This is a genomic window from Propionispora sp. 2/2-37, from assembly GCF_001298735.1.
Lineage (GTDB): Bacteria > Bacillota > Negativicutes > Propionisporales > Propionisporaceae > Propionispora.
In genome coordinates, this window is record NZ_CYSP01000003.1 from 84,749 (window position 1) to 110,620 (window position 25,872).

The following is a 25,872-nucleotide window of genomic DNA, read 5'->3' on the forward strand; positions in this document are numbered from 1 at the left end:
ATATAGAGAATTTAATTAGAAATCCGCTATTTTTACGGGATTATTATACACAAATTCTGCCAGGCTGGCTATTTTTATGACAACTGGAGCACATTGGGGACCACAGACACTTATATGACTCTGTATTCCACACTATTGATTTTTCAATAAAATCTGTTATGATAAAGGCGGTAGGCACCATTTTGTCAACTGTTGTTCTCTTACTCCACCAAACAAAAAAGAGGAGTGTTGACAAATGTCAAAAGTAACAATTATTGGAGCAGGTGCGATGGGAAGCGCTTTAGCTGTGCCGCTTATTAAAAATGGACATGAAGTACGGCTTTGGGGCACCGAACTCGACAATAAGATTATCAAGGCTTTAAAAGCAGGCCAGGATCATCCGAAACATAAACATCCTTTGCCGCCGGCAGTCAAACCCTTCTATGAAGAAGAATTGACTGCGGCCATGCAAAATACCGAAATGGTGATTATGGCGATAACCTCTAATGCGCTGGGGATGATTTTTGAACGTGTTATTCCCTATTTAACTCCCGGTATGATCGTCGGCAGCGTTACCAAGGGCTTTGAATATGATGCAAGCGGCAGAGTCGTCCTTTTACCCCATATTCTTAAAGAACGCTTACCCGAACATTTGAAAGAAAGCATTTCTTTTGTCTTCGTCGGCGGTCCCTGCAAAGCCATTGAAGTAGTATGGGAATCGCCCACATCGGTTACTTATTCCAGTGCCAATTTGGCTGCTGCCAGATTCCTGCAAAGCAAACTAATGACCGATGCCTACCGGGTCGAAGTCAATACCGACGTAATCGGTACGGAAATTTGTGCTGCCATGAAAAATGCCTATGCCGTGGGATTGGGCATGGCCGAAGGCTTTAAAGACCGTCAGGGCTTTTTGCATAACAATACAAAGTCCGCCCTGTTCACTTTTGCTATTGCTGAGATGGGTCTTCTGGCCAAAGCGCTGGGCGGCAGGCTATCCTCGGTTTACGGCCTTCCCGGAGTGGGAGATCTTGAGGTAACCGGTGAAGCCGGGCGTAACCGTACTCTTGGCGAAGTTCTCGGAGCCGGCCTTACTGCCAGTCAGGCCATTGCCAAGATGAAAGCCGAGGGAATTACTGTAGAGGGATATCCAGCTATCCGGTTCGGTTACTTAATGGCCCAACAGCTTCAGGAAGAACAGAAACTGGCTATCCGTGATTTGCCGCTGCTAAATGGCCTGTACCGGATCTTATATGAAGACGCCCCCTGTTATGAAACGATCAAGACCCTGTTACAGGAGTGTACCGGCGCCTATACTGAAAATAATAAACTACCTTACTTGGAAGTGAACCCCGGTTAAGGAGGAGTAAACAAAACCGCCTTGCAGAAGATTGCTCAAAATACGCTGACACCGTTTTATATCCGGTGTCAGTTTCTGTTTTTGCGCTACATCATGCAGTTACAATTAAGGTTTTTTCTTTATCCCATATTAAAAATTCCGGTCTTATATTGCCATTATTTTCCTTCAATCATTGGCTGCAGACTCTTGCTATACTACTTCCTGTCATACATTTATCATATTTTTCTACTATACTGGCAGCAAGGAAAATATTGGAGGTCTTTAAATGTGAACGATATACAAATTGCCCGGAAGCTGCATATGTGGCTGGGACTCATTTTATCCATCTTTCTGCTGCTTGAGGCTTTTACCGGTCTTATTCTGGCTGAACCCGGGCTGATCGGAGCGACAAAAAACCATCCGCCGCAAAGGTCCGGCGTAAAAACCGTTCAGGAAACACCCCCTTCTGATTTAACTGCCGGTAATAACCCAAACATAAGTAAAACAGTTCCCGCCTCAACCGGAGTATTATCGCTGCCCATGTTAAAAGAACTCCATCAGGGAATGATCGGTAACCAAAACTTCCGCTGGATTATTGACATAACTGCCATTGGCATGATTCTCCTGACAATAACAGGCCTTTACCTTTCCGTACCTCTGCTAACAAAACGACTCTAGAAAAACCCCGCTTTCAGATGGAAAGCGGGGTTTTCTATATGTAGCCGGCTTAGTAAATACTTGCTTAGTTGGCTCGTCAATCACCGTCCCGGTCAGTTTCAAAGATTAACTATAACCTGTTTAAATGAATAGTTTACTAAACTCGTCCACAACTAAAGGATGATAGTCAATTTCTTTATATTGTAATATATGGACGAGAGCTTCATCCGGCAAAAGAACTTCCCGTTGCGTAGTGGCGGTTGTGAGTTTGTCGAAATCATTGGCAACACTTACAATAACGGTATTGCGATGAATTTCCTCCCCGGCCAGGCCTTGCGGATAACCGTCTCCCGCATATTTTTCATGGTGCTGCTGCGCTACCAAATATATACTTGGCGGCAACATGTCTCCTGCCAGCAGTTCCCCTCCTAACACGGGATGTTGCTGAAATATCATTTCTCCTCCCGCACTGATTTCTTCTTCCTCGTTTAAAACCGACTTAGGCAACAGTATCTTTCCTATATCATGAAAAAGGGCCCCCAAAGTAAGATCGCGCAAAGCCGCCTCATCAAATTTCAGTTTTTTTGCGATGGAGATGGACAGCAAAGCGACATTAATCGAATGGGAATACGTGACCCTGCGCCCCTGAGCAAGAACTTTGATATTATTACTTAAAAAAGGATCCTCCTGGATTTCTTTCAAAAATTTATTCAAGTATTTTGATGCTGGACCGACAACTTCCATATCCAGCCGTTGAAATTTCGGGTCCAATTTTGCCGGTACCCGAAAGCGGGGATCATGGCCTTGTAACAGATGGTTGCCGGAAACAATACTATGTTTTTTTAATTGAGCCGGTAAAATTTCAAAACTAATTCCCCTGAGCTCCAGTTTTTCAATCACACTGGGCGTAAGCAGAGTCCCCTTGGCTAGCAACAGTCTCCCGAACTTATCCGTTATATCATGTGCGGCATAACCAAGTACGTTAGATCCCTTGGTATGTTTAAAATTCATCATAGCCCTCCTCGTAGCATAATTTCCTGCCTGTACAGTAAGCTACAGCATTTACTAATTAGTTTAGAACGGATAGGACAAAAAAACTATTGGCACCGGATATCAAACTTTTTCCCAAAAAAGACCTGTCTATTGTACTTAAGAACCAATATCAACAGCTCTCCAAATAAATTAAGGTCACTTTGGCAAATTGAGCCGGTACAGTTTGATTGCCGTTGCCAATGTTAATTTTGTTTCAAAATGACTAATCGATACTCCCAATATAGCTTCGATTCTGTGTTTACGAAAAACGACCGTATTGTGATGTAAAAACAATCTGTTTGCAGTTTCTTTTAAACTCTGACTCTGTAAAATCATTTCCAAAGTCGTCAGATAATCAGTTCCTTTGTCAGTGTCATATTTTATGAGTTTTCCAATCGTATCCCGGACGAACGCAGCGGTTCTCGAACGTGTTCCCTGATCTAAAAAAAGCTGCAATATTCCTAAATCTTTATAATGGATAATTTCACCGTTCCCTTCAACACAACTAGAAGCCATATTGGCTTCTAATGCCTGCTGAAAACTTTCCCGGAACCCTGCTAAGCCATTATGAATCTCGCCGACACCAATAGTCACCCGCAAATCCTCATGGTGATCCCCTATTCTCTGTTTGATATATTGTGCCAATTCCATCGTGCTGTTTACAAATGGTTGGTCTAAAGCGGTAATGCGGCATAAGACCCCGATCTGATTCCGGTTTCTCCAGGTAGTACAACCATTAATACCCTGCAGATCGTCAATGATTTCGTCTTTAATAGCCTGAATATCAATATAGGTACCTCCATGATTAAGAAAATCCTTATTCTGTACCTCTATAGTGATAACCAGGCAAAATAAAAATCCAGTGAACTCCAGTCCCATATTGCTTGCATGAACCATTTTTTCCTCTGTTACAGAATGTTCTTCGTACAAAAATTCATTTAACAATTCACTTCGCCGTCGCGCTTCATAAGCAACTTGCAGCATATATCTGGATTTTTCCTGTTCAGTCACATCAAGCAATATCATCGCAACCGTCTTTTTTCCCCCGGTCTGGTAATCCATTGGTGTAATGCGGATAATAAAAGTCCGCCGGCCTACAGCCGGGAGATTTATATTTAATGTAAATCTCCCGGTGGTTTGTGTTGCAATAACCCTGCTGATATTTTCATATATTTGTTTTGCCTGGGCAGAAGGAATAATATCAAAGATTGTTTTATCCCCCTCTCTGCTCTCGCAAAACGGCAGACGCTCTTTCCGATTACTGAAATTTTCAACGCAATTACCACTTTCATCAAAAATATAACCTGCATCGGATATCGCGGATACAAAATCCTTTAGCAGGGATTTTCGTTCTTTTGTCCACTTCTCGCGCATTTTACTGTCATGAATATCGACAATAGCTCCTATCCACCGTACCGGCTGTTTATGCTGGTAAAAAAACGCCCTGCTGCAAACCCGGACCCAACGATAGGAATGATCTCGTTGTTTCAAACGAAAATCCATTTTGAAAAAATCTGTATTTCCCTGCAGATGTTCCTCTTGAATACGCTGCAATGATTCTTTCTCCGCCGGATGGCAGTAAATACTCCAGTCATCCGGTATGACAATCTGTTCGTGACTTTCATAGCCAAAAATTTCTTTCCAACGGCTGTTATGATAAAAAACTTGATTAACCACATCCCAATCCCATATGCCCGCTTTTGTTATTTCAGCAATCGTCTGCAACCGGCAGCTTTCCTGCTCGTATGCTTTTTGCATTCGCGTTATTTTGCTAAGTTCATTTTGCAATGCTCTGATACGGTTAAGCAAGCGACTCTGCCTCTTTCTTAACATTTCCATCATCCTGTATGACTTGTCCATCTCCATATTCTCACTCTCCAGAATCAATGTTTATAACTCGTTTACGGAGAATTCCCCCTAAATGAACATGATAATGAAGATTTATACACAAAGCAAATACTGCATACCCAATGAAATGAACTGAAATAAACGGGAATATCACTTGGATCGGATTCCCTGCAATTTATTATGAGAGTGCTGGGAATATACTTGCTACGTGCTTTAAATAAAAATACCCGTTTACATGCCGCCCGGCAAGATAAACAGGTATTTTTTCCATATTTTATTTCTTTATTAGAGGCAGCGTACTCCCGCCGTGTGGCAGCACCATAATCCTGCAGTTAGACAAGTCAAGCCTTTGCGCGGCAACCCGGATGGCTTCCTCCATACTGTTCACTGCCTTAATACCGGTTTTCGAAAAAAATTCGGCGTTTTGTGCCAATGTTACGACTACAATCGGAATCTCCCTGGCGGTATATCTCATTTTTACAGCAATAAAACCAGGGACGGTAAACGCCCTACGCAACGCCAATTCTGCTTCCAAAAGCGACGGATAATCGAACCATTGGCTGAAGTCCGGCGGATCATTAATATCAAGACATTCCATGACAGCAATCATCATCCCGCCCTGTTTCACTGCAGGCACCGCGTTATGAATGGATTTACTGGCCTGGTAAAAATTCATATCCTTAGGGAAACCGCCGGCAGAAACAACCACCAGATCGGCCTGCTGCTCAACCGCGACCCCATAAATCTCTTCCACTTTACGGCAGCCGGCCTGCCAGGCTTCAATCCAGTGACCGGCAAAAAATCCGGAAATTTCACCTTCCGGAGTCAGCACCACATTAAACAAGAAATCCGGCTCCAGCATACGTGCCATTTCCATCATATCCTGGTGCATATCATTGGTTTCCAGATTTCCGGACGTACACAGCGGGTTTACCCCTTCTCCCACCACGGGGCTCAGGCAAAAGCGGTGATTTCCCTGGATACTGTCATAGCCGGACACCCCGGGTAAAATGGCTTTGCGCCCCCCGCCAAAGCCGGCCATCGGATGATAACAAATGCCGCCTGTTAAAATGATCCGGTCGGCCTCTACTATACGGCGGTTGATAGTCACCGGCACACCGCGGGACGTGGTCCCGATCTGCACAAAATGCTCCTCCTCCAGGGCATAACTTTGTACTATGGCAACCCGGTCTACAACTTCCTGACCATAATTCAGAACATTCTCCCTGTCGCTATGGGGACGGTGCGCTCCCAGAGCAACCATAACCGTAATCTGACTGTCCGGAACGCCTGCGGCATTCAATTCATTAATAAGTGCAGGCAAAAATAAATCATGCCTAACCCATTGCCGGGTAATGTCCGATACTATGATTACTACGGTATCCGAAGAACTGATAATCTTCTTCAGGGGCGGAGCGCCTATCGGCCGGGTTAGAGCCTGTTGTGCCGCTTTGGTAATATCCCTCACTCCGGCCGCCTGGCTGCCTTCCACCACTTCAATATGCCGCGCTTCCGGCAGGACCAGACGCACCATACCCTTTCCAAAGGCCAATTCCATCTCTTGCATGTTCTAGACTCCTTTTTAATAAGGTTTGCTTTACTTTTCCTGGGCGATGGAGCGGTGTGCCAAACCCACGGCAACCTCATTAAGATTAAGTACACCCACGCCAAAATAAACAGCTACGCACAAATGCTCACCTGATCGGGCAATACCGATCTTTCCGCCGACATTCAGACCGGCAGCTTTCGGCGTAATTTGTTCCAACGCAGCATGGGCAGCACCGGCTACCGCGCCTTCACCAACATGATCATTCCTGACAAGGCCCTGACGCTGTGCGGCCACTACGGCCCGTTCAATAATTTTCTTAACGGAAGGCAGGTATTCACCGCCAAAATCAATAGCCACCGCATAAATACTACGGCTTTTAAGCTGTTCCTGAATAACCTGCTCGGCCTGCCGCCCTTCACTGATCGCCATCGCTAAGGCCGCTTTACCGACTTCCACGCTGTTTCCTTCCACGTTACGCCGCCTCCTGCTTAATCCCCTCAAAGTTTGAAATAGGAGTTCTATCAACTAAATATGTGCCAAAGAACGTAATCAGACAAATGATCCATTCCAAATAAATCGGATGTCCGAGTGCCCTAACCGCCGGTATAAACTGATAAGCAACCAACACTAAAATACCGGCCACCGTCGTATAAAAAGCCGAATTTTTCCGGCAAAACTTTGGAGCAAACATAGTAAACAAAAATACCAAAGTAAATGCCGTAGTAAGACTAAGGCCGATCATCATCGTTCTCACAATGCCAACCGCGTTAAAAGCCAACCACAAAGTCATTAAACCCAAAATCAATATGGCGTAGCGGTTTACCAGCGTGTACTTGGCATCACTAATTCCCGGCTGAAAAAAACGCTTATAGATATCCTGTGTAAACAAAGTCCCTGCCGCCAGTAAAATATGACAGGCAGTGGCTACATCTGCCGCCCAAAGAGCCGCTAATGTCAATCCGGAGACTACCGGTTCCAGTCCCATAATCATATATGGCATTGCCAGCGTAGCCTGCATGTCCGGATGGACAGCCCGTGCCGCCAGTCCCATAATCGCACATAAGAACCCTATTGGCAGCATCAATAATGCTCCCCACAAAAATCCCTTTTGGGCCACAGAACCGTTGGTTGCCGCGCAGGCCACCTGAACAGGGCCCTGAGCCGTAATGGTCTGGGTCATCATAACGGCGAACCAGCCGGCAACCGTCATCAGGCCAAAGCCTCCCAAAGGTCCAAACCAGTCAGTGCCGGCAGGCAATGCTGCCGCAATAGTCCCCAGCCCGCCCTGCCGGATAACAATTGTAACCGTACTGACGCAGATACCGGCATAAATTAAGCTTACGCTTAAAATATTGGACAGACCGGAGGACCATAATCCCCCCAGTATCGTGGTGCCGATAAACACAATGGCACTGGTTATCATGCCGCCCTCCAGCGAAAAAATATCCGGCAGCAGTGAAGAAAGGATAGCTCCTCCGGCAATATACTGCAGAGAGGTAATCACCAATTGAATAGTAATCATACCGATTACAGCAACAATCTGTCCCTTTTTATCATAATACCGCTCAAACAGCTCCGGTATCGTAGTACAATTCAATTCACGGTATTTTTTAGCGGCCACCAAAGCCATACTGACGGCACCAGCGGCCCAAGCCACATTATACCACCCAGCGGCAATACCAAACTGGAAGGCATTCTCCGATACCCCGATCGTTGATGCCGCACCAAGCGCCGTACCGGCAATATTCGCTGCAACCAGAGGTATAGTCAGCCTGCGTCCGGCAAATAAAAAACCGGAACTGTTCGCTGTACGCCGTTTTACATACATACTAATCCCGAATAATACAAAAATATAAGCAACAATAATGACTAGCTGAATGCTCAATTCTCCATCCTACCTTTCTACCTTTGGCAGTCCGTCATGTAAAAAAGCACTCCGAAGTCGGAGTGCCTGAATCTACTATGCCGCCGCCCTGCATTTTCCAAATTCTACACAATATCTACTATTCTACAATATTACTTCCTTATAGTAACAATTTTTTCGTCACCCTGTCAATCGCTTTCTTTTCTCCATATTTCCCCGAACTATTAAGGGCCGAATCCAATATTCGGCAATTAAAAAACATAAAACCACCGACACTACCGATACTCCGGCATATTTTACCCACACATTAAGAGAAAGGTTTTTTACCATATACGCCAGAGGGATGACCACGCATTGATGAATAAAATAAATGGTGTAAGAATTAGCGGCTAACCTACGCCACAAATAGGCATCACTGTCGGCAAACTTTTGAAAAAAAGCGATAAATGTAAATGTTGCAGTTAAAGAAAAGAAGGAAAACAGGAGCGCGTGCCCCGCTTTATGTAGTGGTGAAATTTCAGGTGAAAGAGTAAAATTCACACGATAGAACAAAAAAAGAAACAACAGCAGCACTGCCGGAATACCCCATTGGAATAAAGGCGGACGATAACCGGTTTCACTGAACCAGGCCTGTTTCCAGGCATAAATTCCCAGTGAAAAATAGCACAGATATAAACCAATACGTACTGGTTGAATTACAAACAAAATATCAATACGTACCCATGCATCAACCCAGAAAAATAAATTGGCAACAAAGAAAGGAACCGCAGAAAGTAAAGCAAAGAACGTAAAAAAACGAACTGACGGCTGTTTGCACGGCAACTGTTGTTTAAAATACTCCGGTTTATACGAATACGCCGTGGTAAACAAGAGAAAAAAAGCAGCCAATATTTCTAAAAACCAGTAATGAGCCTGTTGATAATAAGCCCCAAAGAAATCATACAGCCAAAAAGAAAAATAGCTTGGCGGAGCTTCAGTCCTGCTGAAAATTGCACTGTACGCAATAAGCGGCGCAATCATCAGCACTCCGCCCAGCCAGGGAAGGACTATGCGTATCAGTTTATTGCGCCAGAACAGTACCAAGCCCTGTTTAAGTAACACAGCAGGAGCAAAATAGCCTGCAATAAAAAACATGACCGGCATAATATACACATCGGTTGCAAAAACAAACAGGTCAAAAAAACTATTTTTCTGGATGTCATTCACATACCACCACTTAAGGTCCCAGGTAGTATAACCCATAGCCACATGAAAGAAAACCATGATCAAAATAATGGCAGCCCGCAAATTATCAAAAAAATACATTCTTGATTTGTCTGCCCCACTGGCTTTCATCACACACCCCTGCCTCTCATATCCTTATTTATGCCTTCAGCGTCTGAAACGTTTTAAACAGAAAAATATTAAATAATAAAAAAAGAAAAAAAGTGCTAAAGTTTTTCGTATTTTTCCCGATAATATGTATAATACAATTTTCACAAAGAAACCATAGCGAGGTGAGTCTTTTGGATATCAATAGCATTACGTCCTTAAGCCCACTGTCTTCTATGCCGCCTTCGTTATCAAACTACTATAGCAGCGGACAAAATATAACTGCTGTTGCCACAGGAGTGGATTTTGAAGCAGGCCAGGAAGCCAGCCCCAAACAAAAGCAAGAAATAGACGAACAAAAAGCAGAGAAATTAAATAACATATTAAACAACTTTCTGGAATCCATTAATACCAAACTCCGGTTTAAGCTTCACGAAGAAAGTGACCAGTTTATGGTAGAGGTGGTTGATATTGAATCCGGCAAAGTTCTAAAAGAATGTCCTCCTGAGGAATATCTGGATATGATCGGCAAAATAAAAAATTATATCGGCGCTATTTTGGACGAAACTGCCTAGCCAACCCTGCTTCAGCCAAAAGCCTTCCAGCCCGAAAGTGCTTTTGGTCTTGTTTATATTGCACATTCCTCATCCTACCGCCGGCCTCTATCAAACATAAAAAAAGTTTGCAAAATGGATCCTCTGTGCCATATTTATTATAGCGCGCCCGGGTATTGATTACAACTATCGGGAGCAAAATATACAGAATTTTCAATATTTTGTTGCTTCTACGATAAAATGCCTTCTCTGTACCGCGACCAAGTCATGCACCAACCGAAAGCTCCCATAAACAGCAAAAACCACTAACCGTTTGGTTAATGGTTTTTGTTAATTTTGCCTGCACTGCTTTTAATCATCCGGGCTTAGATTTTTAATGTAAAACCGCCGACCAGTCCCTTGGCCGTAACATCACTTTTGGTGTCATCGCTGAAGGTGATATTTTTATACTTAGTGTCACGATACCCCAGGTTAAAGTTAGCATTATCGGTCATTTTATAACTAAGGCCAACTTCATAACCGGAAAGACGGTTGCCGGCACTCAATACGCCATAAGCTTTCGTTTTGGGTGCAACCGGCACACTTCCGGCAATCCCCACAACCAACCCACTGCGTTTTGGTCCGCCGTCAGCTTGTGTTTGAGAAAGGCCGCCAAAAAGCGAAACATTGGCGATGGTATCAACGATATTATTGACCAAATAAAATTGCTGGGATTTAATGCTGCCGCTGCCATGCAACGGACTGTCGGCCTTAAATTTGTTATATGTATATTGTCCGGCATACCCCAAGCCGACACCTACCGTCAGACTGTACCCTACATGACTGTCACCATCAACTTTACCATGATTTGTAGATAAATTAGGGGCGCCCATATTTACATCAAGAGCAATCTGCCCCAAAGAAAATTCCGGCATAGGACTAGCCGAACAAACAGCGGAAGTGGCGAATAACAGCATACACAATACTAACAAAACTTTCTTCATGGAATACTCTCCTTTTCACTATAAAATTTAAGCAATCATAATGACCGTATTATAATCATAGTGCATTGCTTCTTTTATGTCAACTCAAACCCGCTTACCTGATATGTTAAAACAAAAGAATAGCTATTCCACTGCTTGTCGGAGGAGAGTGGCTGAAAAAATAAGCGCAAGCGGATCAGGCATAAATTATTGTCTCCGCTTGCGCTTTACCCTCCGGCTGTTTAGCCGACGACGTCATAACCTGCATCTTCCACAGCGGCCCGAAGATCGGACAGGGCTGCGGCCCCGGTTACCACCGCTTGCTTTTTCCCTAAGTCCACTTCGGCAGTGATAACTCCGGCAACATCCCGCAATGCCTTTTCCACAGCCGCTTTGCAATGTCCACAGGACATACCGTCAATTTTAATTATTATTTCACCATTTTGGCCCATGATTCCCCCTCCTTGTTATACTATACTCCTGTACAGTATATATACACTATAAAACATGGTATGGCATCCGTCAAGTATTTTTGAATTCCAGCCAGCTTTTTCGTCAAATGACAGTCTTCTCTCTTTTCTGTTAAAATTATCCAGGGAACCATCCCCGTGCTTCTTCAACCTCCATCTCAACCTTATCCCCGTGATTAACAAAAAGAAAGGAGTACCTTAAAGATACCCCCTTCTAAGTTCAGGAAACCTAACTTGTCACACTTCCATAATGATCGGTAAAATCATTGGACGACGGCCGGTTTTTTCATACAGATATTTACTTAGTGTCTCGCGAACCTGTACTTTGATGGTTGACCATTCAGTAATATTGCTGGCCTCACAACGCTCCAGCACTCCCTTGACCCGGTTCTGTGCCTCGTTCATCAGATCGCCCGAATCCCGTACATAAACAAACCCACGCGATACCAGATCAGGACCCGCTACCACAGCGCCCCGCTGCTTATCTAAAGTAACAACAACAATTAGAATTCCCTCTTTAGACAGCTGCTGCCTGTCGCGAATAACGATATTACCGACATCCCCGACACCCAAACCATCAACAAAGACTTTTCCCGATGTTACCTTACCGGAAATCCGCCCCGTGTTTTTCGTAAATTCAAACACATGACCGTTTTCACCAATAAAAATATTCTCCCGCAACACACCTAATTCCTCCGCCAGTTTCCCATGGCGTTTCAGCATCCGGTGTTCACCATGTACCGGGATAAAAAACTTGGGGCGTACCAAATTCAGCATCAGCTTCAGTTCTTCCTGGCTGGCATGACCGGAAACATGGATTCCAGATATTTTTTCATAGACTACATGAGCTCCCAGACGAAGCAGGTTATCGATTGTTTTCGATACGGACGTTTCATTGCCTGGAATGGGAGTAGCGGCAATCAGCACCGTATCTCCCGGACTAATGGAGACACTGCGATGATTGTTGGTGGCCATCCGGCTCAATCCGGCCATCGGTTCCCCCTGACTTCCGGTGGTCAAAATCAATATTTGATCTTCCCGGAACTGTTTCATTTCTTCCGGTTCAATCAGTACTCCCTCCGGAATTTCCAAATATCCCAAATCCATGGCAATATTGACTACATTGACCATACTGCGGCCAAGCACCGCCACTTTCCGCCCATACTTGCAAGCGGAATGAACAGCTTGCTGTATGCGGGATACATTCGAAGCAAAAGTGGCCATAATAATCCGGCCCTTTGCATACTGAAACTCCTCGTCCAAAGCCCGGGCAACTTCCCGTTCCGATCCCGTATAGCCGGGCCGTTCGGCATTCGTACTATCCGACATCAAAAGCAAAACACCCTTATCGCCCAATTCGGCGAACTTATGAATGTCGATTAATTTGCCATCCACCGGCGTTTGATCAATCTTAAAATCCCCGGTATGGACAACCGTACCCACAGGCGTTTTAAAATACAAACCACAGGAATCCGGAATGGAATGACTGCCTTGAATAAACCCTACCTGGAAAGCCCCTAACGAAATTTGATTGCCCGGCTTAATCGGCACCAAATTATAATTGCCCACCCGGTTTTCTTTCAGCCGGTCCTCCACCAGCCCCAATGCCAGTCTCGTCCCATAAACCGGAACGTTAATCTCTTTCAGCAAATAGGATAATGCGCCGATATGGTCTTCATGCCCATGCGTCAAAACAACGGCACGTACCTTATCCCGGTTGTCCAAAAGATAGGTAAAGTCCGGTATAACCAGATCAATCCCCAGCATATCGTCTTCCGGAAAGGCAAGGCCGGCGTCTAAAATAACAATATCCTCACCATACTGGAAAACCGTCATATTTTTGCCTATCTCCCCTAGTCCGCCTAAGGGGATAACAAGCAGTTTGTTTTTTGATTCCAAAGAATACTACCTCCACTATTATATATATTTTTAGATAACAACCCACGTTCCGTCCATCGCCGAGATCGTTAGTTGTAAATTCGTCGTAACTCAAAAGCCGTCCGTTCAATACCGAAAATAGCTATTAAACCGCTCAATGTAGTCAAATTTATTATAACCTATATTCTCCCCAAATACAAGAATAGATAAACAATAACCATTTTTAGGGTATGTAGTTTTAGTATTTTTATAGCTTAATTTCTACACCCTAATACCGTTGACTTGTACTCTGCTAGTTTCCGTAAGCCGATTTGACTATAGAGTCAGAAACGCTTATAATTATTTAGTCGGCAAATTATTTGTCGGCAAACAAAAAACTACAGAGACGGTGATATCCTCATGCTTTATGATTCAAATGCTTTGGAATGGCTGTTCCGCACGTTTAACCGGATGCATTACAACCTGATGAAGGCGGAAATGGTAGAGCGCGGCCTTAGTGAAGCCAGCCATCCGGCCATTTTATTTACATTGAAAGGCGATATGAAAAACATGTCGGCCACCCAAAAAGAGTTATCCGAACGAATCGGCATCAGTCCGGCTACCGTCGCCATCTCCGTAAAACGCATGGAGAAGGCTGGTCTTATCCGCAAAGTATCAGATAAAAGCGATCTGCGGCGCAACTATATCACCCTTACCGATAAAGGGCTGCGCTTTATCAGTGAGTGTGAAGACGCCATTAAGAAAATTGACCTGGGTACCTTCCGGGGATTTAGTGAAGCGGAAACAGGACAGTTAAAACAATTTTATCTCCGTATGATACACAACCTTGAGGACATGGGTGCACAAACACCGATTCCCTTTAGAAGGAGCGAAGCTCATGATACGTAACCTGTATCCTTATATAAAACCTTATAAAAAGGCCTTGCTGTATTCTCTGCTTTTGGTAGGTATTGATGTTATCTGTGAAATGATGATTCCTTTGCTCATGGCGAGAATTGTAGACAGCGGCATACCCAGCCAGGATATTGGCTATATTGCCGGAACCGGCCTGTTTATGGTTTTGCTGGCGGGTATTGCCATCAGTTTCGGTGTTTTAAACATGAAACTATCGGCCGAAGTCAGTCAGGGCTTTGCCGCTAATCTGCGCCAGTCCTTGTTTGACAAAGTGCAGTCTTTTTCTTTTACCAATATTGACCGGTTTAGCAGTGCATCACTGATTACCCGGCTAACCAGCGATGTTACCCAACTGCAAAACGCCTTGATGATGGCACTGCGTATGCTGCTTCGCGCTCCGTTAATGCTCCTGAGCGCCATATTTTTCTCCATGAGCATTAACCTGAAACTCTCCATGGTCATTTTCGTTGCCGTTCCTCTGCTGACTTTTGGCGTCCTGTTAATTATCCGGTCAGCAGAACAACGCTTTGCCAGAACGCAGCACAAACTGGATAATTTAAACGGCACAATTCAGGAAAACCTGACTGCCATACGGGTAGTCAAGGCTTTTGTCCGTGAAGCCTATGAAAAGTTGAAATTTAAACATTCCAACGACGAACTGACACAAGCGGCGGTACATGCCGGCAACCTGATCAGCCTGATCATGCCGCTTATGCTGCTGATCCTAAATGGCGCGACAGTGGCGACTATCTGGTTTGGCGGCAATATGGTGGGTACAGGGGAAATGGGAACCGGAGCCTTAATCAGTTTCATTAGTTATCTTCTGCAAATCATGATGAGTGTTATGATCTTTTCTCTCATTTTTATTCTGCTGGCCCGTGCTGAGGCCAGTGGCAAAAGAATTCTGGAAGTGCTAAATACCGAAGCGGAATGTTCACCCTGTAAGCAAAAAAGCACTGCCAATGCTGCCATTGCGCGAGGGAAAATTGAATTCCGTCATGTAGATTTTTCCTATGCCCCGGACAGTAATGAAAAAAACGTCCTAACCGATATCAGCTTTAGTGTCGAACCTGGGCAGTTTGTTGCTATTGTCGGCGGCACAGGATCAGGCAAAACCTCTCTTGTAAGTCTGATTCCCAGGTTATACGATGCAACCGGCGGACAGGTACTGATTGACGGCAAGGACGTCCACAGTTATACGCTAAACAGTCTGCGGGCAAGTATCGGTATGGTATTACAGAAAAACATGCTGTTTTCCGGCACAATCCGTGACAATCTTCTTTGGGGCAATGAACAGGCAACGCAGTATGAAATCGAACAAGCAGCCCGCAATGCTCAAGCCCACGATTTTATCATGAACTTTCCGCACGGTTACGACACCGAACTCGGACAGGGAGGCGTTAACGTATCCGGCGGTCAGAAACAACGCCTGTGTATCGCAAGAGCCATGCTGAAACAACCTGCTATCCTGCTTTTGGATGACAGCACCAGTGCGCTGGATACAGCAACCGAAGCTAAGGTCCGTCAGGCGTTGCAGCGGAACTTTAACAATACCACCGTGCTGCTTGTAGCTCAACGCATCAGTTCTGTTAAAGAGGCCGATAAGATTATCGTACTGGATGACGGGAAAATCTCCGGTATCGGTACACATACCGAGCTTCTGAAGAACAATACGGTATACCGGGAAATTTGCACTTCACAGCAGGAAGGACTGGTGTCATAATGGCTGAAAATCGAGGAATTTTAAAATCCAGAGGTCATATCAGCGGTATGCCGGTCAGCCCGGAAAAGCCAAAACATCTTCGCAAAACCTTTATTCGCCTCACCAGGTATCTTGAAGACAGCCGCATGCTGATATTGATTATGCTGGCAGCATTATTAATTAACTCTTCCAGCATGCTGGCCGGCTCCTATTTTTTGAAGCCGCTGATCAATAACTATATCCTCCCTCAGAACTTTTCCGGACTGGCACTGGCCTTACTAGGTCTCAGTCTGCTTTACTTGACCGGTGTGGCAGCCGCCTATGTCCAAAGCCGGACTACCATCAGAATCGCTCAGCGTACCGGCAATATCCTGCGCCATGATGTTTTCAACTACATGCAAACCCTGCCGCTGAAATATTTCGACACTCATACCCACGGTGAACTGATGAGCCGGTATACCAATGATGTCGATAATATACAAACCATGCTCGAACAAAGCCTGACTCAGCTTTTATCCAGCGTCATCACCCTTACCGGCGCCATCGTGCTCATGCTGGTACTCAGCCCGCTTTTATTCGTCGTTACCGCATTAATCATCGTGCTGATGGTCTGTCTCAGCATCAAGTTCGGTAAAAAAAGTCAGGAGTATTTTAAAAATCAGCAGAAAATCCTTGGAGAGCTAAACGGCCACATCGAAGAAAGCATCAGCGGTCTGAAAGAAATCAAAGTATTTAACCACGAAGAATCGGCCAAACGCTCTTTCAACCACCTGAATGAAAATTTTCGCCAGACAGCTGCCAGAGCCAATTTTCTAGCCGGTATCATCATGCCGATTATGGTCAACTTGAATAATGCCTGTTATGCAGCTACGGCAGTTTTTGGCGGCATCCTAACCATTATGGGAAGGTTTGATATCGGTTCCCTGGCCGCCTTTTTGCAATATTCCCGCCAGATTGGCCAACCGATTACGCAACTATCCAGTCAATTCAACAATATTTTATCCGCACTGGCCGGAGCTGAACGGATCTTTGAAATTATGGACCAGGAATTCGAGCCCGACGAAGGCGATGTCGTACTAGTTCGTACGGAAACCGACAACCAGGGAAGCTACAAAATACTTCAAGATCCGTCCCACCCCGATATCTGGTCCTGGTACCTACCGGACAGCCGTCAGTACATCCCCCTGAAGGGTGATGTACGCTTCCATAATGTCACCTTCGGCTATGGACCGGAAAAAACAGTGCTTAACAATATCTCCCTTTACGCTAAGCCCGGTCAGACCATTGCCTTTGTCGGTTCGACCGGTGCCGGAAAAACCACTATCACTAATCTGATCAATCGCTTCTACGATATCCATGAAGGCAGTATAACCTTCGATGGCATTGATATCAAACGGATAAAAAAAGAGAGCCTGCGTCGTTCCCTCGGCATGGTACTGCAGGATACCCAGCTATTTACCGGTACAATACTGGACAACATCCGCTACGGACGACTTGACGCCAGCGACGAAGACTGTATGGAAGCTGCCGAGCGGGCCAGTGCAGCCTCTTTTATCCGGCGTCTGCCGCAAGGATATCACACCGTCATCAATGCTAATGGAGCGAACTTGTCCCAGGGCCAGCGTCAGCTGCTTGCTATTGCCAGGGCCTACGTTGCCGCACCACCGGTGCTGATCCTGGACGAGGCAACCAGTTCCATCGACACCCGTACCGAACGGATGGTGGAAAAAGGAATGTCCGCCCTTATGGAAGGCCGAACAGTTTTCGTTATCGCCCACCGCCTTTCTACCATCCGCAATGCCGCCGCTATCATGGTTCTGGAAAATGGCAGCATCATTGAACGCGGCAATCACGAAGAACTGCTCGCCCAGCGAGGCAGGTATTACCAGCTTGCCACCGGTTTGACCGGTTCCGTCTGATAAGATATCGTAAAAAATTCAGACTGAAAACAGCGGAAAGTTATAATTGAACTTCTCCGCTGTTTTGCAGTTTGAACCTATATTTATTCTTGCTTATTGAGACACTGCAAACCGGGTTACAAGGACTGCCGGGCACGGCGTTTTGCCGGCAGTGCCTTTACACAGTCACCGATACATAGATATCGTCTACTAATTTGTCTAGTTCCGCCTCCTGCTCAACTTTCATGGAGGACTTTATCGTAAACGGCATTCCGATGATCTCCATATTTTCCATTTCCTCTATCAAATTACGCATCACTCTAACTGCCATGCTGGACCAGGTGTAATTGCCGATAAGTGCCACTTTCCGGTTTTGTAATTTCAAACCCGCCATTTCACGCAGCAGAGCCTCCATCACGTAATACAGCCCCATGTTATAGGTAGGCGAACCAATAACCAGGTGGCTATATTTCCACACATCCGCGATGATATAAGAAGGATGTGTTTTGGATACATCGTACATTCGCATATCGGAAATTCCTTTAATCGCTAATTTATTGGCAATGATATTCATGACGTTTTCGGTATTGCCATACATCGAGGCATAGAGCAGCACAACCCCTTTTTTCTCCGGCTCATACTTACTCCAGCGGTCATATTTGTCTAAAACATACGGCAAATCCCTACGCCAGACCGGGCCGTGCAACGGGCAAATCATCCTGATTTCCAGACCGGCCACCTTTTTTAATACGGCTTGTACCTGTATTCCGTATTTTCCCACAATATTGGCATAATAACGCCTGAACTCTTCCAGGTAAGCCGACTCAAAATCGGTTTGATCGCTGAACAAATTGCCGGACAACGCTCCAAAAGAACCAAACGCATCGGCAGAGAATAAAATTTTTTCCTGCTGTTCATAGGTAAACATCACTTCCGGCCAGTGCACCATTGGTGCAAAAAAGAATTTAAGTACATGCCTGCCCAGACTGATCTCGTCGCGCTCACTCACTTCAAGATAGTTTTCCCGTTTATCCAGGGTATAGAATTGCTCAATGAACTGAAAAGTCTTCTTATTGCCCACAATTTTCACATCCGGATAGCGCCGCACTAATTCCTCAATATTGGCACAATGATCCGGTTCCATATGATTGATAACCAGATAATCCAGACTACGCCCCTGCAGCACATGAACGACATTTTCCAAAAACAGCGCACTGATAGCAGCATCAACTGTATCCACAAGTGCGGTTTTTTCATCTACAATTAAGTATGAATTATACGCCACGCCATTTGGCAGCGGAAACATATTTTCAAAACGCTCCAGCCTTCTGTCATTGCCGCCTACCCAAAAAATCTGCGGTGCGACAGGTTGTACACAATGCATTGCTTCCACCTCTTTCCCTGCATTCCATCAATTCCGAGCACTTCTATCGGCATTATATCTTATTTTATCACATCGAATTAGTTTATTCAAAAAAACAACACACCGTGCATAGAAAATAAAATTCCAACTGCCAAGCTAGAGCAGCCCGCTGCAATGCTGTATAATAAAGATTACATTACAGTTGATTCTTTAGCGCCAAGGAAAGAAGAGGGCATTATCGTGCAAACCGGTATGATTAAGAAATATCTTTTAATAGGAATTGGCTGCTTATCGCTATGTTTAGGGGTTATTGGGCTCTTTCTTCCCCTGCTGCCCACTACACCGTTTCTGCTGCTTACTTCCTACTGTTTTATCCGCAGTTCAACGCGACTGCATAACTGGCTGATTCACCATAGAATATTGGGCAGTTATATTTATAACTATCTAACCTACAGGGCAGTGAAACGCCGGACAAAAATTCTGGCATTGCTCCTGTTATGGAGTTCTCTCGCTTTATCCAGTTTCGGGATACAGATTCTATACATCAAACTTCTATTACTGGTTGTAGGTATTGGTGTCAGTGCCCATATACTTTCGCTGCACACTCTCAAATAAACTTTTGGTCCTGCTTTTTGCTCTCAGCAGCCTACATACCAGCCAAAATCCGTTGGTGAATCAGCAGGATTTTTTGTCCATAGGTAGTGCCCGGCACAGCCCATCTCCCGTTTAAATCCGTCCAGCTTACCGCTTGTCCAAAAGAAGGCGACCTGCGAACCAGTTCATACCGTGGATCAACAACAGGCAGCACCGGTCTCCGCGTCAAGGAGTAAGCGACCAAATGCTGTATTTGAGCCCGTACCCCGATTTGAGCCGAATCGAACCAGGCTCCTTTCACCCCACCGCCGGTAGTTCCCAGACCGCAATAGTTATTTTGTAAAGGTACTACATCCCCGCCATAGCGGAAATTTCCTGTTTCATGCAACGCCTGGGCAAAAGCGACATCGGGCCGGATTCCCTCACGTTCACCCTCTTCATAATAATATGCTACCAGTTGTTTCGGTGAAACAGTAATTAGCGGCAAAGGGTTGTGTCTAAGCAAATATTGTACGCACTGCTCCTGGGTCGCCAGCGCAGGCCCTGCAATAGATAAATCAAAGGAGGAGCTCGATGTTAACTCTATCTGACGGAACGGCGATCCGGAAGTAAAAGAGCCAGCCCCGGCAACCACCGGCTGCACTGTTACTATCAAACACAAAAAAACGGACAAACTTTGTTTTACCATAAAACCTCCCCATATGTAACGTATCACTTTATTGTATCATCGTTTACAACTAGATGAAAAGATATAAAGATATATAGAAGAGAATGGCAATAATTAACCGCTATCCTGCTTTTATGCAACATGTACGCATACCATACATTAGAAAAACGCCAACTACTAATCTGCTGTTGGCGTTTTTCCGATGTTAGTCAATTCTTTCCGGCATGAGGAATACGGAATGCTGCGGCAAATTCTGCACTCGCGTCTTTCTCTTCGTTCATAATATTAAAAACACATTACCGTTTTATGTAACATAGAATATTACATAAAGGAGGTGTAACGATGTCCAATGATACAAGAAAGTACTGCGAGGAAGAGCAGCAAACTCACGTACATGAATTTTTGGGAAGCACCAGACTCGCAGAATTGGAAGAGGATCCTCACAATCATCGCTTTGCCGGAGTTTCAGACGAAGTAATTCCAATCGGTAATTGTCAACACATCCATGAAATAAGAACAAAGACAGACTTCTACGAGGATCATTTTCATGAAATCTGTGTTCGTTCAGGCCCCGCCGTGTTTGTCGATGAGGACAGACATGTGCATTTTGTATGCGGAACGACTACTGAAGTTGAGGATCATGAACATGATTTTATTTTTGCAACATTAATTGAAGATCCTATTGGCTAGCACAATTTAAAACAAGGAAAAATCCGGCTTTGCTGTAAACCAGTAACCCCACAGTGGCTTGAAGACTTATGTCCGTTCAGGCCATGCCGATGATATTATCGTCCCCCCAAAAGAGCCAACGACAGCTGGCTCTTTTCCACGTCTCAAATTAACTGCCCCTGCCGGCTAGCTCAAGAATCACAGTGCAGCTTACGGATAAAAATACTGACAATAGCAAAATTTTATCGAATAAAGCAATGAAGCAAAGAAAAAATCTGATAAGAACGACGTATCCCTCTTCCGCAATTACTTCCCTTAGCCATTTTCCCTTATATTACCATATTTTATTTTGAATAAGTTTATCCAAAAAAACAATAATAATCTTGTATTATATTCGAAAGGAGTGTTAAGTTTGGCACAGCTAAATCAAATGGAACTTCAGCATTTACGTCACATGATTGGTGGTCATGAGACCGTAGCCAACAAGCTTGAGGCATACGCCCAACAATGCAACGATTCTCAGCTCAAGCAATTGTTTATACAGGATGCATCGGAGGCCAGAAATTCTAAACAAAAGCTAATGTCATTTTTGCAATAGGAGGAAATTGGAAATGAATGATAAAGATATGCTCAATGATTACCTGGCCATGATAAAAGGCAGTTTAGCTACATATGCTAATGTTATTGCTGAAACCAATAATTCTCAATTACGGTCGACTTTCCAGCAAATGAGAAATCAGGATGAACAGCGCCAGTATCAGATTGTGCAAACGGCTCAGCAAAAAGGATATTACAAACCGGCCGCCCCTGCAAATCCGGCTGATATCCAGCAAGTAAAAACCGAATTAACAGCTTCTGCGCAACAATAATAAGAAATACCTGACGTCTGAAGAAATACACTTGATCCTTTATCCGGCTAAGGAAAATCAAGAAATCCACCGTTACGCTCTGGTGACGGCGGATTTTTATTTCTGCCTGAAACTCTCAGGGACAGTGAAATGACATCTTTTTCATAACCTTTGAGCCAAGAGGAATGACGCGAGGATCGACGGCAATTAAAGTTATCATTTCCAGTAATAATTATTTTTAAGGGCACTGATAGTAATACAAATTTAAATCCTATCCTTGCTACATAAAGATCACCTTTTCCGTGAATACTGCGGGAAAGGGGGGGCTCCACTCCATGTCGGATTTATTTGAGCTGCAAGAAAAAATCGAGAAATTGCGCAAAAGACTGAACGACCTGGCCCTCACTGTGCCTCTTACTGATCCCGAAATTCTAAAAATTAGTCAAGAGCTTGATGTCCTGATAGTAAAATATCAAAGGCTGCTGCAAAAATAAGTTAAGATTATTCTTTTTTATCCTTAGCCATGCCAAACACATAGTAAGAGGCAACAACAATGCCAAACCAAACTGGTGCAATATATAACGCAACTCGCGTATCATTATCAAAAAACATAACCAGCACAACAAAAATAAGGAATGCCAAGCCAAGCCAGGTTGAAACAGGAGCATGGGGCATGGGATATTTTATTTGCTTTATCTGCTCAGCAGTCAGGCTTTCCCGGTACTTTTTCTGAATAAGCAAAATTATCCCCCAAATCCAAAGTGCCCCAAATGTAGCTACACTGGTAACATAAGTAAATACCTGGGCAGGAACCAAATAGTTGAGAACCACCCCAATTAATAAAAAAACGGCTGAAATCAAAATACCTCTAACAGGTACCTGATGCGAACTTAATTTCTTAAATACCGCCGGCGCTTTTTCCTGCAATGCCAGATTATACAGCATTCTCCCTGTACTGAAAAGACCGCTGTTGCAGGAGGACAGCGCTGCTGTCAATACTACAAAATTAATGATCCCGGCCGCTGCTCTTATCCCCAGTTTATTGAATGTTAAAACAAAAGGACTCCCCATAGTACCAATTTGATTCCATGGATATAAAGACATAATTACGAATAATGCACCAACATAAAAAATCAGAATGCGCCAAAATACTTTGTCAATGGCTGCCGGCAGTGATGTTTCCGGGTTCTTGGCTTCACCAGCCGTGACTCCGACCAGCTCAATCCCCAGGTAAGAAAACATCACCATAACACAAGCCATTGCCATACCACCTATACCCTGCGGAAAAAATCCCTGATGAGTCCAAAGATTGGAAATACCAATGGCAACACCGTCATTACCCAAACCAAAGATAATCATAGCTAAGCCGGCAAAAATCATGATCAAAATGGTTACTATTTTTATCAGGGCAAACCAAAATTCAAACTCTCCAAATGCACGAACACTGATTATATTAACAGCAGTCATAACAACCAGTGCCAATAGCGCAGGAATCCATTGCGGAACTTCAGGCAGCCAGAAAGTAACATACACTCCAACTGCCGTAATCTCGGCCATACAAGTCACGACCCACATAAACCAATATGTCCAGCCAGTAATATATCCGTAAAGCGGTCCCAGAAAAATATTCGCATGTGCACTAAAAGTCCCGGATACCGGATAGGCAACAGCCACTTCACCTAAGGCCCGCATAATATAAAACATAATGATACCTGCAAATAAATAGACAAGCATCAACGACGGACCCGCTGTTTTTATCGCTGCACCGGCTCCAAGGAACAAACCTACGCCAATTGCCCCGCCAAGAGCGATCAATTGAATATGCCGTTCTTCTAAACCCCGATGTAAATCTTCATGCAATGCATTATCTTTTTCCATATGCATCTCTCCATTTCTAAGTTTCAGCAATTATTCAGTGTACTATTTTTACCCCCGGTTATTTATATTACCATAATGAAACTATAGTGTCATTATTTTTGTATTATTCAGTATATTCAAGCACTATAATTTTCTTTCAACCAGGATAAAAGCGTCAATAAACATTTCTTTGTCGATGCTCTTATCCCGCAACCTTAAGCAATCATCGCAAGCCACTGGAAACAAACTAAAACAACCCTAGTTGTCCGGTCACAACTCACAATAATCAAGCTTCTTCTAACCTGTCCGTTTGCTGGCCTTTAACAAATGAAATAATCCAGCCCCAACAAAAAAGCCTGCAAGGAGCATTCTCCCCGCAGGGCCTCTGTAAAGTATTTTAATGTTTTGAGTACCTGATTTTTTCTGAAAACACACTGTCTGATATACCGAAGAGGTTGTCTAACAAGGCCGTTCTAAACATTCCGGTCCCCTGTACACGTTGAGAAATTTCTCCGCCGATTCCCATTAAAGCGGTCGCCAAAATCGTCCCGGCGATAATGTGTTTACCGGAAATAAAGCTTGCAATCAAAACGTTTAACATACAACCCGTACCTGTAATCATAGAAAGCATTTCACAGCCGTTTGCAATCAGATAGGTATCCCTTCCGTCCGTAATTATATCAACATTACCGGTTGCGGCGACAACAGCACCGGTTTTTAATGAAAGTGCCTGTAGCAGTTTTATGCTATCATCCAGATTATCGTTAGTAAGAATATCCTGATCACCAACATCTATCCCCCTTGCATGGCTTTCAACGCTGCAAAGTGCCCTAATTTCCGACATATTGCCTTTAATAACGTTAGGGTGGCATTTGGAAATAAATCGCTTGGCAAAGTCAAGCCTTAGATGACTGCAGCCAATACCAACAAGATCAATAACCGAAGGAATATGCCTTTCGCAGGCTACTTTACCGGAAAGCAGCATTGCCTGCATGCGCTGGTCAGTAATATTGCCGAGATTTACAGCTAATGCCTTTGCTGTGGCTGTGATCTCCGAAACCTCCGCCGGATGTTCTGCCATAATAGGTTTTGCGCCAACAGCAAGAACCACATTAGCACAGTCGTTAATGGAAATAGGATTTGTAATGCAGTGAATTAACGGTTTCTGTGCCTTAACCTGGCATCGTATCTTCAGCAGATCAGTGATACTGAATTTTGGGTTGATCATACACTTTTGCTCCTAATCTCTTTTGAAAAGTTGCCAGTATGCCTGCCTTTCTCAGTGCGCTAAGAAAAACATATGCAATCAGTCCGCCAATCAGCGTGCCGGAAATAAATAACGGGACATAAAACATCCAGGTAAGCCCTTCTTTGCCCCAGAGAAAAGTCATGACAGGATAAGAAACAATAGCTCCAACAATGCCTGTTCCGACAACCTCTCCGATAACGGCACAAATCAATATGCCTCCAGATATTCTATACAAGATTCCTGATAACATGGCTCCAAAAATCGCTCCTGTCAAAGCCAGCGGCGGAATACCCATGAACATCATCCGGATTACGCCAATCAGCGTTGCACAAAGCAGGGAATACCACGGACCGAGGAACACAGCGCAAACAATGTTTATAAAATGAGCCATCGGACACATTCCTTCAATCCGAAGAATAGGCGAGATAACTACCCCGACGGCAATCAACATTGACAGCATAACCATTTTTAAAAGTCCGGATTTCTCTTTCAAAAAAAAACACCTCACAAACAATATTTATTTTTTAAGCATAACCTGCTTAAACCCCTGTCCGAATGGATTACGCCATACAGGGGAATAAATATCGTCAGCAAGGTATGACTAACTAAATAGCTTTTCCCCATGGCATATAACCAATCAGGCCGGTCGAAGCTAAAAAGCTTCCTCTCATCTCGAAACACGAGCTCCCTC

General features: G+C 44.3%; 25 protein-coding genes. 11 read left to right on the plus strand and 14 right to left on the minus strand.

Annotation, left to right across the window (positions count from 1 at the left end; all coding sequences use genetic code 11):
* The first annotated feature begins 235 nt into the window (after nucleotides 1-235).
* Together P22_RS03780 and P22_RS03785 are read left to right on the plus strand one after the other, a co-directional pair.
* Nucleotides 236-1,336 (plus strand): NAD(P)H-dependent glycerol-3-phosphate dehydrogenase, encoded by a 1,101-nt coding sequence (locus tag P22_RS03780; protein WP_054258889.1) that lies wholly within the window; start codon nucleotides 236-238, stop codon nucleotides 1,334-1,336.
* 267 nt (nucleotides 1,337-1,603) lie between these two features.
* Nucleotides 1,604-1,993: a PepSY-associated TM helix domain-containing protein gene (locus P22_RS03785; protein ID WP_156318844.1), complete on the plus strand. Its 390-nt coding sequence runs from the start codon at nucleotides 1,604-1,606 to the stop codon at nucleotides 1,991-1,993.
* A gap of 120 nt (nucleotides 1,994-2,113) precedes the next feature.
* Here the strand turns inward: P22_RS03785 and P22_RS03790 are convergent, their stop codons facing one another.
* From P22_RS03790 to P22_RS03815, 6 genes are all read right to left on the minus strand, one after another.
* Entirely contained in the window at nucleotides 2,114-2,983 is an 870-nt protein-coding gene (locus P22_RS03790) for an HD-GYP domain-containing protein (RefSeq protein WP_054258890.1), read from the minus strand.
* Nucleotides 2,984-3,160: 177 nt separating this feature from the next.
* Nucleotides 3,161-4,837, minus strand: coding sequence for a PAS domain S-box protein (locus P22_RS03795; RefSeq protein WP_172675804.1), 1,677 nt, complete (start codon nucleotides 4,835-4,837; stop codon nucleotides 3,161-3,163).
* 289 nt (nucleotides 4,838-5,126) lie between these two features.
* Nucleotides 5,127-6,419 carry an NPN-dependent 2-hydroxyacid racemase, LarAH10 family gene (larA, locus tag P22_RS03800; RefSeq protein ID WP_054258892.1) on the minus strand — a complete coding sequence of 431 codons (1,293 nt, stop codon included), beginning with the start codon at nucleotides 6,417-6,419 and terminating at the stop codon, nucleotides 5,127-5,129.
* Nucleotides 6,420-6,449: 30 nt separating this feature from the next.
* Nucleotides 6,450-6,872: a HutP family protein gene (locus tag P22_RS03805; protein WP_054258893.1), complete on the minus strand. Its 423-nt coding sequence runs from the start codon at nucleotides 6,870-6,872 to the stop codon at nucleotides 6,450-6,452.
* A gap of 1 nt (nucleotide 6,873) precedes the next feature.
* Nucleotides 6,874-8,286, minus strand: a complete 1,413-nt coding sequence (locus P22_RS03810; RefSeq protein WP_054258894.1) for a sodium:solute symporter family protein — start codon at nucleotides 8,284-8,286, stop codon at nucleotides 6,874-6,876.
* A 159-nt stretch (nucleotides 8,287-8,445) separates the two neighbouring features.
* Nucleotides 8,446-9,600, minus strand: coding sequence for an acyltransferase family protein (locus P22_RS03815; protein ID WP_054258895.1), 1,155 nt, complete (start codon nucleotides 9,598-9,600; stop codon nucleotides 8,446-8,448).
* A 170-nt stretch (nucleotides 9,601-9,770) separates the two neighbouring features.
* Between P22_RS03815 and P22_RS03820 the strand changes: the two genes are divergently transcribed.
* Nucleotides 9,771-10,151 carry a flagellar protein FlaG gene (locus P22_RS03820; protein WP_054258896.1) on the plus strand — a complete coding sequence of 127 codons (381 nt, stop codon included), beginning with the start codon at nucleotides 9,771-9,773 and terminating at the stop codon, nucleotides 10,149-10,151.
* A gap of 344 nt (nucleotides 10,152-10,495) precedes the next feature.
* Here the strand turns inward: P22_RS03820 and P22_RS03825 are convergent, their stop codons facing one another.
* From P22_RS03825 to P22_RS03835, 3 genes are all read right to left on the minus strand, one after another.
* Complete coding sequence (locus P22_RS03825) at nucleotides 10,496-11,113, minus strand: outer membrane beta-barrel protein (protein ID WP_054258897.1); 618 nt, start codon at nucleotides 11,111-11,113, stop codon at nucleotides 10,496-10,498.
* A 221-nt stretch (nucleotides 11,114-11,334) separates the two neighbouring features.
* Nucleotides 11,335-11,544 carry a CopZ family metallochaperone gene (locus P22_RS03830; RefSeq protein ID WP_054258898.1) on the minus strand — a complete coding sequence of 70 codons (210 nt, stop codon included), beginning with the start codon at nucleotides 11,542-11,544 and terminating at the stop codon, nucleotides 11,335-11,337.
* A 255-nt stretch (nucleotides 11,545-11,799) separates the two neighbouring features.
* Entirely contained in the window at nucleotides 11,800-13,461 is a 1,662-nt protein-coding gene (locus P22_RS03835) for a ribonuclease J (RefSeq protein WP_054258899.1), read from the minus strand.
* Between the two features lie 378 nt (nucleotides 13,462-13,839).
* Here P22_RS03835 and P22_RS03840 point away from each other — a divergent pair, with 378 nt between their 5' ends.
* Genes P22_RS03840 through P22_RS03850 form a run of 3 tightly spaced genes read left to right on the plus strand, consistent with a single transcriptional unit; the run spans nucleotide 13,840 to nucleotide 17,955 of the window.
* Complete coding sequence (locus P22_RS03840) at nucleotides 13,840-14,328, plus strand: MarR family winged helix-turn-helix transcriptional regulator (protein WP_054258900.1); 489 nt, start codon at nucleotides 13,840-13,842, stop codon at nucleotides 14,326-14,328.
* Nucleotides 14,318-16,057 carry an ABC transporter ATP-binding protein gene (locus P22_RS03845; protein WP_054258901.1) on the plus strand — a complete coding sequence of 580 codons (1,740 nt, stop codon included), beginning with the start codon at nucleotides 14,318-14,320 and terminating at the stop codon, nucleotides 16,055-16,057. The genes P22_RS03840 and P22_RS03845 overlap by 11 nt, the downstream gene beginning before the upstream one ends.
* Entirely contained in the window at nucleotides 16,057-17,955 is a 1,899-nt protein-coding gene (locus tag P22_RS03850; protein ID WP_072169771.1) for an ABC transporter ATP-binding protein, read from the plus strand. The genes P22_RS03845 and P22_RS03850 overlap by 1 nt, the downstream gene beginning before the upstream one ends.
* Before the next feature lie 157 nt (nucleotides 17,956-18,112).
* On the opposite strand, the gene P22_RS03855 is transcribed toward P22_RS03850, so the two are convergent.
* The gene (locus P22_RS03855) at nucleotides 18,113-19,318 is read right to left on the minus strand and encodes an FprA family A-type flavoprotein (protein WP_054258902.1); all 1,206 of its coding nucleotides are present in this window, start codon (nucleotides 19,316-19,318) and stop codon (nucleotides 18,113-18,115) included.
* Nucleotides 19,319-19,471: 153 nt separating this feature from the next.
* Here P22_RS03855 and P22_RS03860 point away from each other — a divergent pair, with 153 nt between their 5' ends.
* A complete protein-coding gene (locus P22_RS03860; protein ID WP_235814546.1) occupies nucleotides 19,472-19,912 on the plus strand; it encodes a YbaN family protein in 441 nt (146 codons plus the stop codon).
* 31 nt (nucleotides 19,913-19,943) lie between these two features.
* On the opposite strand, the gene P22_RS03865 is transcribed toward P22_RS03860, so the two are convergent.
* Nucleotides 19,944-20,579, minus strand: coding sequence for a glucosaminidase domain-containing protein (locus P22_RS03865; RefSeq protein WP_054258903.1), 636 nt, complete (start codon nucleotides 20,577-20,579; stop codon nucleotides 19,944-19,946).
* Between the two features lie 321 nt (nucleotides 20,580-20,900).
* Between P22_RS03865 and P22_RS03870 the strand changes: the two genes are divergently transcribed.
* From P22_RS03870 to P22_RS20005, 4 genes are all read left to right on the plus strand, one after another.
* Nucleotides 20,901-21,248, plus strand: coding sequence for a YmaF family protein (locus P22_RS03870; protein WP_054258904.1), 348 nt, complete (start codon nucleotides 20,901-20,903; stop codon nucleotides 21,246-21,248).
* A 382-nt stretch (nucleotides 21,249-21,630) separates the two neighbouring features.
* Complete coding sequence (locus tag P22_RS03875) at nucleotides 21,631-21,825, plus strand: hypothetical protein (RefSeq protein WP_235814554.1); 195 nt, start codon at nucleotides 21,631-21,633, stop codon at nucleotides 21,823-21,825.
* Between the two features lie 13 nt (nucleotides 21,826-21,838).
* Nucleotides 21,839-22,096: a spore coat protein gene (locus tag P22_RS03880; RefSeq protein WP_054258906.1), complete on the plus strand. Its 258-nt coding sequence runs from the start codon at nucleotides 21,839-21,841 to the stop codon at nucleotides 22,094-22,096.
* A gap of 314 nt (nucleotides 22,097-22,410) precedes the next feature.
* Entirely contained in the window at nucleotides 22,411-22,569 is a 159-nt protein-coding gene (locus P22_RS20005; RefSeq protein ID WP_072169772.1) for an aspartyl-phosphate phosphatase Spo0E family protein, read from the plus strand.
* Between the two features lie 7 nt (nucleotides 22,570-22,576).
* Here P22_RS20005 and P22_RS03885 read toward each other — a convergent pair whose 3' ends face one another.
* From P22_RS03885 to thiW, 3 genes are all read right to left on the minus strand, one after another.
* Nucleotides 22,577-23,953 (minus strand): amino acid permease, encoded by a 1,377-nt coding sequence (locus tag P22_RS03885; protein WP_054258907.1) that lies wholly within the window; start codon nucleotides 23,951-23,953, stop codon nucleotides 22,577-22,579.
* Nucleotides 23,954-24,329: 376 nt separating this feature from the next.
* Nucleotides 24,330-25,160, minus strand: a complete 831-nt coding sequence (gene thiM, locus P22_RS03890) for a hydroxyethylthiazole kinase (protein WP_156318846.1) — start codon at nucleotides 25,158-25,160, stop codon at nucleotides 24,330-24,332.
* Nucleotides 25,132-25,674 carry an energy coupling factor transporter S component ThiW gene (thiW, locus tag P22_RS03895; protein ID WP_054258908.1) on the minus strand — a complete coding sequence of 181 codons (543 nt, stop codon included), beginning with the start codon at nucleotides 25,672-25,674 and terminating at the stop codon, nucleotides 25,132-25,134. The genes thiM and thiW overlap by 29 nt, the downstream gene beginning before the upstream one ends.
* Nucleotides 25,675-25,872 lie beyond the last annotated feature (198 nt).

Excerpts from the sequence above, each read along its gene's own strand:
- P22_RS03780 (WP_054258889.1), top strand. The coding sequence starts at position 236 with ATGTCAAAAGTAACAATTATTGGAGCAGGTGCGATGGGAAGCGCTTTA.
- P22_RS03790 (WP_054258890.1), bottom strand. The coding sequence starts at position 2,983 with ATGAATTTTAAACATACCAAGGGATCTAACGTACTTGGTTATGCCGCA.
- P22_RS03795 (WP_172675804.1), bottom strand. The coding sequence starts at position 4,837 with ATGTTAAGAAAGAGGCAGAGTCGCTTGCTTAACCGTATCAGAGCATTG.
- larA (WP_054258892.1), bottom strand. The coding sequence starts at position 6,419 with ATGCAAGAGATGGAATTGGCCTTTGGAAAGGGTATGGTGCGTCTGGTC.
- P22_RS03815 (WP_054258895.1), bottom strand. The coding sequence starts at position 9,600 with ATGAAAGCCAGTGGGGCAGACAAATCAAGAATGTATTTTTTTGATAAT.
- P22_RS03825 (WP_054258897.1), bottom strand. The coding sequence starts at position 11,113 with ATGAAGAAAGTTTTGTTAGTATTGTGTATGCTGTTATTCGCCACTTCC.
- P22_RS03830 (WP_054258898.1), bottom strand. The coding sequence starts at position 11,544 with ATGGGCCAAAATGGTGAAATAATAATTAAAATTGACGGTATGTCCTGT.
- P22_RS03840 (WP_054258900.1), top strand. The coding sequence starts at position 13,840 with ATGCTTTATGATTCAAATGCTTTGGAATGGCTGTTCCGCACGTTTAAC.
- P22_RS03845 (WP_054258901.1), top strand. The coding sequence starts at position 14,318 with ATGATACGTAACCTGTATCCTTATATAAAACCTTATAAAAAGGCCTTG.
- P22_RS03850 (WP_072169771.1), top strand. The coding sequence starts at position 16,057 with ATGGCTGAAAATCGAGGAATTTTAAAATCCAGAGGTCATATCAGCGGT.
- P22_RS03855 (WP_054258902.1), bottom strand. The coding sequence starts at position 19,318 with ATGCATTGTGTACAACCTGTCGCACCGCAGATTTTTTGGGTAGGCGGC.
- P22_RS03860 (WP_235814546.1), top strand. The coding sequence starts at position 19,472 with ATGCTGTATAATAAAGATTACATTACAGTTGATTCTTTAGCGCCAAGG.
- P22_RS03865 (WP_054258903.1), bottom strand. The coding sequence starts at position 20,579 with ATGGTAAAACAAAGTTTGTCCGTTTTTTTGTGTTTGATAGTAACAGTG.
- P22_RS03870 (WP_054258904.1), top strand. The coding sequence starts at position 20,901 with ATGTCCAATGATACAAGAAAGTACTGCGAGGAAGAGCAGCAAACTCAC.
- P22_RS03880 (WP_054258906.1), top strand. The coding sequence starts at position 21,839 with ATGAATGATAAAGATATGCTCAATGATTACCTGGCCATGATAAAAGGC.
- P22_RS20005 (WP_072169772.1), top strand. The coding sequence starts at position 22,411 with ATGTCGGATTTATTTGAGCTGCAAGAAAAAATCGAGAAATTGCGCAAA.
- P22_RS03885 (WP_054258907.1), bottom strand. The coding sequence starts at position 23,953 with ATGGAAAAAGATAATGCATTGCATGAAGATTTACATCGGGGTTTAGAA.
- thiM (WP_156318846.1), bottom strand. The coding sequence starts at position 25,160 with ATGATCAACCCAAAATTCAGTATCACTGATCTGCTGAAGATACGATGC.